The organism is Kordia sp., assembly GCF_045105435.1.
Lineage (GTDB): Bacteria > Bacteroidota > Bacteroidia > Flavobacteriales > Flavobacteriaceae > Kordia.
The window spans coordinates 1-7,301 of record NZ_JBGCDL010000120.1; the positions used below are offsets into that span (position 1 = coordinate 1).

Annotated in this window: 8 protein-coding genes and 1 pseudogene; 4 read left to right on the forward strand and 5 right to left on the reverse strand. The window is 32.7% G+C overall.

All coding sequences use genetic code 11. The features are described 5' to 3' along the window. The first annotated feature begins 104 nt into the window (after nucleotides 1-104). Nucleotides 105-1,169, forward strand: coding sequence for a glutaminyl-peptide cyclotransferase (locus AB8B65_RS05990; protein ID WP_405299953.1), 1,065 nt, complete (start codon nucleotides 105-107; stop codon nucleotides 1,167-1,169). Between the two features lie 211 nt (nucleotides 1,170-1,380). Here the strand turns inward: AB8B65_RS05990 and AB8B65_RS05995 are convergent, their stop codons facing one another. The 5 genes from AB8B65_RS05995 to AB8B65_RS06015 all read right to left on the reverse strand — a co-directional run bounded on the left by AB8B65_RS05995 (nucleotide 1,381) and on the right by AB8B65_RS06015 (nucleotide 5,439). Continuing rightward, on the reverse strand, nucleotides 1,381-2,268 hold the full coding sequence (locus AB8B65_RS05995; RefSeq protein ID WP_405299954.1) for an aldose 1-epimerase: 888 nt from the start codon (nucleotides 2,266-2,268) through the stop codon (nucleotides 1,381-1,383). A gap of 272 nt (nucleotides 2,269-2,540) precedes the next feature. Further along, entirely contained in the window at nucleotides 2,541-3,191 is a 651-nt protein-coding gene (locus AB8B65_RS06000) for a response regulator (RefSeq protein ID WP_405299955.1), read from the reverse strand. Then, a complete protein-coding gene (locus tag AB8B65_RS06005) occupies nucleotides 3,188-3,982 on the reverse strand; it encodes a sensor histidine kinase (RefSeq protein ID WP_405299956.1) in 795 nt (264 codons plus the stop codon). The genes AB8B65_RS06000 and AB8B65_RS06005 overlap by 4 nt, the downstream gene beginning before the upstream one ends. Then, nucleotides 3,949-4,422 (reverse strand): hypothetical protein, encoded by a 474-nt coding sequence (locus tag AB8B65_RS06010; protein WP_405299957.1) that lies wholly within the window; start codon nucleotides 4,420-4,422, stop codon nucleotides 3,949-3,951. Before AB8B65_RS06010 ends, AB8B65_RS06005 begins: the two co-directional genes overlap by 34 nt. A gap of 201 nt (nucleotides 4,423-4,623) precedes the next feature. Then, nucleotides 4,624-5,439: a hypothetical protein gene (locus AB8B65_RS06015; protein ID WP_405299958.1), complete on the reverse strand. Its 816-nt coding sequence runs from the start codon at nucleotides 5,437-5,439 to the stop codon at nucleotides 4,624-4,626. Between the two features lie 229 nt (nucleotides 5,440-5,668). On the opposite strand from AB8B65_RS06015, the gene AB8B65_RS06020 reads away from it, so the two are divergent. From AB8B65_RS06020 to AB8B65_RS06030, 3 genes and pseudogenes are all read left to right on the forward strand, one after another. Next, nucleotides 5,669-5,953 carry a hypothetical protein gene (locus AB8B65_RS06020; protein WP_405299959.1) on the forward strand — a complete coding sequence of 95 codons (285 nt, stop codon included), beginning with the start codon at nucleotides 5,669-5,671 and terminating at the stop codon, nucleotides 5,951-5,953. A 165-nt stretch (nucleotides 5,954-6,118) separates the two neighbouring features. Continuing rightward, nucleotides 6,119-6,985 (forward strand): carboxypeptidase-like regulatory domain-containing protein, encoded by an 867-nt coding sequence (locus tag AB8B65_RS06025; RefSeq protein ID WP_405299960.1) that lies wholly within the window; start codon nucleotides 6,119-6,121, stop codon nucleotides 6,983-6,985. Between the two features lie 7 nt (nucleotides 6,986-6,992). Beyond that, nucleotides 6,993-7,301 (forward strand): annotated as a pseudogene (locus AB8B65_RS06030) (hypothetical protein); the annotation flags it as partial.

Genomic DNA, 7,301 nt, shown 5'->3' on the forward strand with positions numbered 1-7,301 from the left:
GTTGTGTAGGACTTGCCGCTGCAAAGATAAAATGTTTTTACATTTAAGCAATGATTTTTTAAACTGATTTTTATGAATTACCTTGCCAGAAACAAAGTAAGTCGATGAAATTTTATAAGCTATTCATAATCACATTTTTAAGTTTGAGTATTTTTTCTTGCGGAGGTGAAAAAAAATCAACTGCACCTAAGTTTTCTATGAAAATTGACGGAAAAACGAACAAATTCCAACTAAATGCTACTTTAAAAGCAACAGTTTCTAATAAAAGTCAGCAAACAATTTCGGATGTTGCGTATACGATAAACGATCAAAAGTTGACAAATTCGAGTTCAAATCCACTTGTGCTAGAAACTACAATTCCTTCTTCTTTCCTACTCGGAGAACATATTTTTAAAGCAACTATTATGTATGGTGAAGGAAAAACGGAAACTACACAAAAGAATGTAACCATTTTATCGAATCATAAACCTAAAATTTACACGTATAAAATCATCAATACGTATCCACACGATACTAAAGCGTATACGCAAGGTTTGGAGTTTTACAGAGATACACTTTTTGAAAGTACGGGACAATTTAACGAATCTTCTTTGCGAAAGGTGAATTATAAAACAGGTGAAGTGTATCAAAAAATTGATTTGGAACGCAAGTATTTTGGCGAAGGAATGACGGTTTTGAATGATAAATTATATATGCTTACTTGGAAAGCAAATACTGGTTTTGTGTATAATCCGGATAATTTAGAACGTTTGAGTACGTTTTCATACCAGAAAAGTAAACAAGGTTGGGGATTGTGTTCAGATGGAGAAAAATTTTATAAGAGTGATGGAACTGAGAAAATCTGGATTTTAGATGCCGAAACTTTAAAAGAACAATATGCGATTCAAGTATGTGATAATAAACGTTCGTATGTAAAATCGAATGAATTGGAATATATTAATGGAAAAATTTATGCAAATAGCTATCAGAATCCGAGTGTCATGATCATTAATCCGAAAAATGGCGCACTAGAAGGTATTATTGATTTTAGAGGTTTAAAAGAGAAAACAACAGTGTTACCAACTACCGATGTTTTTAATGGTATTGCATATAATCCGAAAACGAAAACCTATTTTGTAACAGGTAAATACTGGAATAAAATGTTTGAGGTGGAGATTATGGAGAAGTAGTTTTTTAGACTCGCTTCGCTTACGCTCTTAGACTTGCTTTGCTTTTAGACCGCTATCGCTTTTAGATCGGCTTCGCCTCTTAGATCGCTATCGCTCTTGGTATTTTGGTGAAATATGTAAACTTGTGTCTTGGATAGTTTGTCACATTGAGCGGAGTCGAAATGTTGGTTCTTGAGAAACATACTAATTCCTAAGACCTAATACCTTTTATTTACAATTTCTCAACCTCAACTTCCCATGAAATTTCATAGGTTTTGTTTGGTGATAAAGTCTGCAACCCAATTCCATTATTAAAACTATTTGAAAGTCCAACTGTGGGCTCAATAGCAATGATGCTTTTGTCTTTTGGGGTGTAAAATTGCACATAGTTTTTAGGCGCTGAACCTTTTATCTTTATTTGATATGTTGGCGTTGTAAATCCGATTTCATCATTCAACAATTTATATGCAGTGTCAAATGGATGGTTTTTTAATTGGAAAGGCATTCTAAGTTCATGCAGCTTTGTTCCATCGGTAATGCTTCTATCGTCAGTTGTAGTGTATTCTTCTTCACAGTTAAAATTGATTGTACTTTCGTATAAGTTTTCAGAATTAAAATACGGATGCCAACCAATGGTAAACGGAAATGTTTTTGTTCCAGTATTGAGAACTTTTATAAAAACATTTACTGATGTTTCGGTGAGTTTATACGTAAGGAAAAAATCAAACGGAAATGGAAATCCTTGTAAAGAACCATCATGTATATACTGAAACGTTATGCTTGCAGCACTTGAAGTAACTTGCTTGTCAAACACTTCAAATTTTCTAGTGTATAACAATCCGTGGATTGCATTGTTCTTTTCGACTTCATTGCATGGAATTTGATACGTTTCTCCTTCAAAAGTATAGGTTCCGTCTTCAATTCTATTCGCGAAAGGAAATAAAATCGCTGATGCGGATGAATTCTTATATGGGAAATTCTTGTATTCAGAAATAATTCTTCTGTCATTCACTTTTACATCATACAATCGTGCGCCTTCACTTATGTTTATACAAGCAGACACTTTGTTGTTTTCACTTGAAATTTCTATGATGTTGTTCTTTTCTTGTATATGAAACACGTTCTTTTGGATTTCTTTTGCATTAATAAAACATCGAAAATACTATGAAACTACACATTAAACGCATACAATAATGACTTTTTTTATAAGGATTTGTAGGTTAAGAAAAACATTTTACAATTTAAAGACGTCAGATCGAGTGAAATTCTGCTAAGAATTTAGTATCGAGATCTACTTTGATTTTATAATGGTTTTTAATTTCAGAGTACTTCTCGATACAATTCGCTTTTGCAAATCACTCGAAGTGACGTTTTGAAATTCGAAAAAAAATATCAAACCTTCACAATTTCATTCTTTAAAGCAAATACAACCAATCCTGCAGTATTGCGAACATTGAGCTTGGAAAGTAAATTTTTACGATGTCCTTCTACCGTACGAAAACTAATAAAGAGCTTCTCTCCTATTTCTTTGGCTGTGTATTCTTTACAGATGAGTTCTAAGACTTCTATTTCGCGCTCAGAAAGATCGTGTATGATATTGTTTGGAGTTCCTTTTCCTTTATACATCATTACTTTACGCATGATGTTTGTAATTTTATTGTTGAAATAATAATCGAATTCCATCACACTTTCAATACATTCTATAACTTCATCAGAATTTGAGTTTTTCATTAAATAACCATTCACGCCAAGTTCAATCATACGTATAATATGTCGTTCTTCTTGATGCATCGTCAAAATAATGATTTTCATTGTTGGATATTTCTCTAAGACAATTTTTGCCGTTTCATATCCATCAAGGTTTGGCATTCTAATATCCAATAATACTACATCGGGTTTCACAACAGCATTACGCAAAGCTTCTATAAACTGATCTCCGTCAGAAGCTTCCATTGTAATTCCCATATCATTTTCATCTTGAAAAATGGCTTTAATGCCTTCTCTAAAGAGTGAATGATCGTCTACTAATGCGATGTTTATCATGCGTTTTCTTTGTTTAAATGAACATGTATCATTGTTCCTGAATTTACTTTTGATGCGATGTCGATTAGTGCACTCAAAATCAAGGCGCGCTCTTTTATATTACGCAATCCTGCACCTTTTTGAACCGTTTCTGTATCAAATCCTTTTCCATCATCTTTAATGCTTAGGTTGAAACTTTCCGTGGTATTCTCAATCGTAATTTTAATTGTTTTTGCTTCGGAATGTTTCACCGCGTTTACCAATACTTCTTTGATAATGCGATATAACGCAAGTTCTTGTGAAAACTCCAATCGTTTTTCATCACCATTCCATTCGTAATCTATATTGATTTTGCTCGATTCTGAAATTGAATAACACAAATCGCTAATGGCTTCATTCAAACCAAAATCCTCCAAAGTTGGCGGCATGATATTGTATGATATTTCTCGAACTTTTTTTAACAAATGATTCAGTTGATCGCGTACGTTTTGTGATTTTGATACAATTTCTGGCTGATCAGCTTGTTCTTTTTTAATTCGTTCCACACTTAACAAAATAGTTGAAATTCCACTACCAATTTCGTCGTGTAAGTCAGCTGCAAAACGTTTTCGTTCATCATCTTGAATTTTTACAGCACTTTGTAATAACTGCTGCTGATGTATTATTTTTTGCTCCTGTAACTTCATTTGCTGTTTTAACAAACGTCTTCTATAAATAATAACAAAGCCTACAATAGCAAGCGCTAGGAAAAACATTCCTAACATGCCAATAAAAAGTATTAACGAAGTTCCTTCTTGTGTTTCAGTAACCATAAACCTATTGAGATGAAAAGATAATGAATCATAATGAATATTCCATGCAATGCCCAAGCTTCAAAATATTCTATGAGTGGAATTTCTAATAAAAAATTATTCGTTACAAATAATAGAAAAGCGCCCGAAAAGTAGATTAATACGGCTGCATTGATCCAAAAAACTGGATGTGTTTCCAAACGAGGAATCGATTGATCTACAAAAACTTTGTAAAACCAACCGATTGCAAAACACAGTAAAAATGCGCTTTCAACAGTTTTACTATACGAATTATAAACTTCCAACGATTGCCACAATAGTATATTCACAACTGCAAATGTTATGACGATAACCATTGAACTTATAATGAGTTTTTTAACTACTTTCGAATCAAACAATCGTATATACACCAAACTCCAACATATATATTCCACAATAGTATACAAATGTGAGATGATCATGTTATTGAGTTTTTGTCTGTGCAAAATATTCCCAATCAATGCAAAAACACCTGCACTAATCAGTAATATACCAATCAATTTGAACGTAGTATTGAATCTTTTGTACCGAAAAACAATTGTGATTAACGGCAACAAAATAAACAACTGAGCGATGTTTAAAATAGAAAATAGTGCAGATTTTGAAAGCATATAATTGTAAAGTTACACTTTATGGTATAATTCACTACTTTCATCACAAGTAGTTAAAGACTCTTTAGTACAAAGCGAACTGCTATTTATATACAAATTTTCTATTAATACCTCACAATTTTCTCCCGTACAGTCTTCGTGATCACAATTTTCTCCTTCACAAATTTCTTTAAAAATATCAGATCCATTTTCATCTACGCCAACAAGTATAATGCGTTCGGTTCCTGTTTCATCTAAACCAAAATACACACGAATATCATTTGCTTCAAGTTGCGCAAAAATTTCGGTTAAATCTTCTTTTTTAAATAGCACAGATTTCAAATTAAATAAGGTTTGCCAAGCTGTCGTTGACTTTACAGCATCTATAAGTCCAATTTGAAATCCTTCAATATTACAGTAACTATCAGTACTTGGCGTTCTATTTCCATCACGTGGAGCACAATTTTGACTTCCAATAATTTCTGGACCTGTTTCAAAATATAATTCACTATCAAAGTCACACGTTCGCGGACAAGGCATTGTAAAGTTATAAATTCCGGTTCTAATTTCGTCATTAGGACCTATACTTTTAGGACCTGTAATAATAATATCTTCATTATTAGAATATACACCCACAACCATCATATCAGGACATTTTGTGTCTCCTTCTTCTTTAATTCCCATATAAAAACGTACAGCAATGGCGTTCTTTTCTGATAAAATACATTCGATATCATTTCGGTGAAATAAAAATGCTTTCAAGTCACAGGTTTCTTGCCATGTTTCTGCATATTTTTTTGCAAGGTCTAATTCAATTTGGTCATAATTAGTAATTGGTGCTAAAGCCATAATTAATTGTTTAAAGTTTAATACTAAAATATTATAAATTAGACGATTGACTATACGTATTTCTACGTATTTGCATTCTTAAAATACGGAGTTAAAATCAGGTAAAAGCTATCTTTTATATCTGTATTGATCGTTTTAATTTTGAACCATATCAATTCATCAGCGTGGCGCCAAACGAGAAAATTGATATATTTAATACATATTATTAATCATATAAAACTATCAAATTATGTCAAATTTTGGAGGAGTCGTCTCATCAAACGGAGTCATGGATGCTGATAATAGTAAATTTACTATCCAGTATGATTCTAATCAGCAGAAATATACTATTGCTTACAATGGAAAAGTTTCTGGAGAATCAGCAGTTGTTGCATCACCAACATTACAAACCCCTGGTTTATCATACATGTTATACTCATATACTGGAGGATTTACTATGCAAGTATTTCAAACCATTGACGGCGTTTACACACCTGTCGCCAGTAGCTTTAACTTCATTGTAAAAGAAGTGTAATTAATAGTATACTACTACGTTTTTAAACTCCTTTATTTCTTTTTGAAGTAAAGGAGTTTTTTTATGTGCGAAAGTTTACTCATTCAAACTGTCTGTTTACTCATTGTTGGTTTCTTTATATATGTTTTTATGCTTTTTTTGAATTGAATTTAAAAGCGAACCATCATGAAGCATCCTGAACTCATTGTACAAATTCCTGAACCTTGTCATGAAGACTGGAACAAAATGTCACCAACAGAAAAAGGCAAATTTTGCAATATCTGCACTAAAGAAGTTGTTGATTTTACTTCAAAAAGTGATGAAGAACTTGTGACGTATTTTACGAATAATGGAAACCTATGTGGACGATTTGACGCTTCACAACTCAATAGAAAATTGATTGCAGACAGAAAAAAACGAAATCATTGGTTATCGTACGCAGCTACCTTTCTATTACCAATAACTTTGGTTTCGCAAGAAACAAAAACTCCTGAGTTAAAAAATACGGATACAGAACAAATAGACACCTCTGCTTTTAAATCATTAAAAATAAGCTCGCTTGACAGAAAAGCGAAACTAAATTCTACAATGCAAAATGATAGTATTACAGTACAAGGTGTTGTTACTGACGAAAGTGGATTGCCACTTCCTGGTGCAATAGTCCAAATTAAAGGTACAAATATAGGTGCAACTACTGATTTTGATGGGCACTATTCTATCAAGTCAAATTATGGAACTATTCTCGTAATAAGTTATGTTGGATATGAAATAAAAAAAATAAAAATTACCTCTTCTACCATAAATGTTCAGCTAGAATCTGATGTACAAGGATTGCATTTTATAGGAGCTGTTGTTACTGAGAGTCCAAATGAACGATATAAAAGTAAATTCACGAAGAAATCTCATCCAAAAACAGACAAAAAACTGAATGAACGTGAGCAACGTACACAGAACTATTTTGCGTTTCAAAGAAAAAAATGGTTGGAAAAGCGTGATGAACGACGTGCAAAACGTGCAGCTAAAAAAGTAGAAAAACAAGCAACCAAAAAATAATACACTTATGAAACATCCTGAACTCATTGTGCAAATTCCAGAACCTTGTCATGAAGATTGGAACAAAATGTCGCCAACTGAAAAAGGCAAGTTTTGTAACGTATGCACCAAAGAAGTCGTAGATTTTTCCGCGAAAAGCGACGAAGAAGTCATCAAGCATTTTACCAATCATGGGAATTTGTGCGGACGATTTCATGCTTCACAATTGAATAGAAAACTCATTGCAGATAGAAAAAAACGCAATCATTGGTTGTCGTATGCGGCTACATTGTTGTTGCCAATGACTGTATTTTCACAGCAAACAAAATCTGATGAA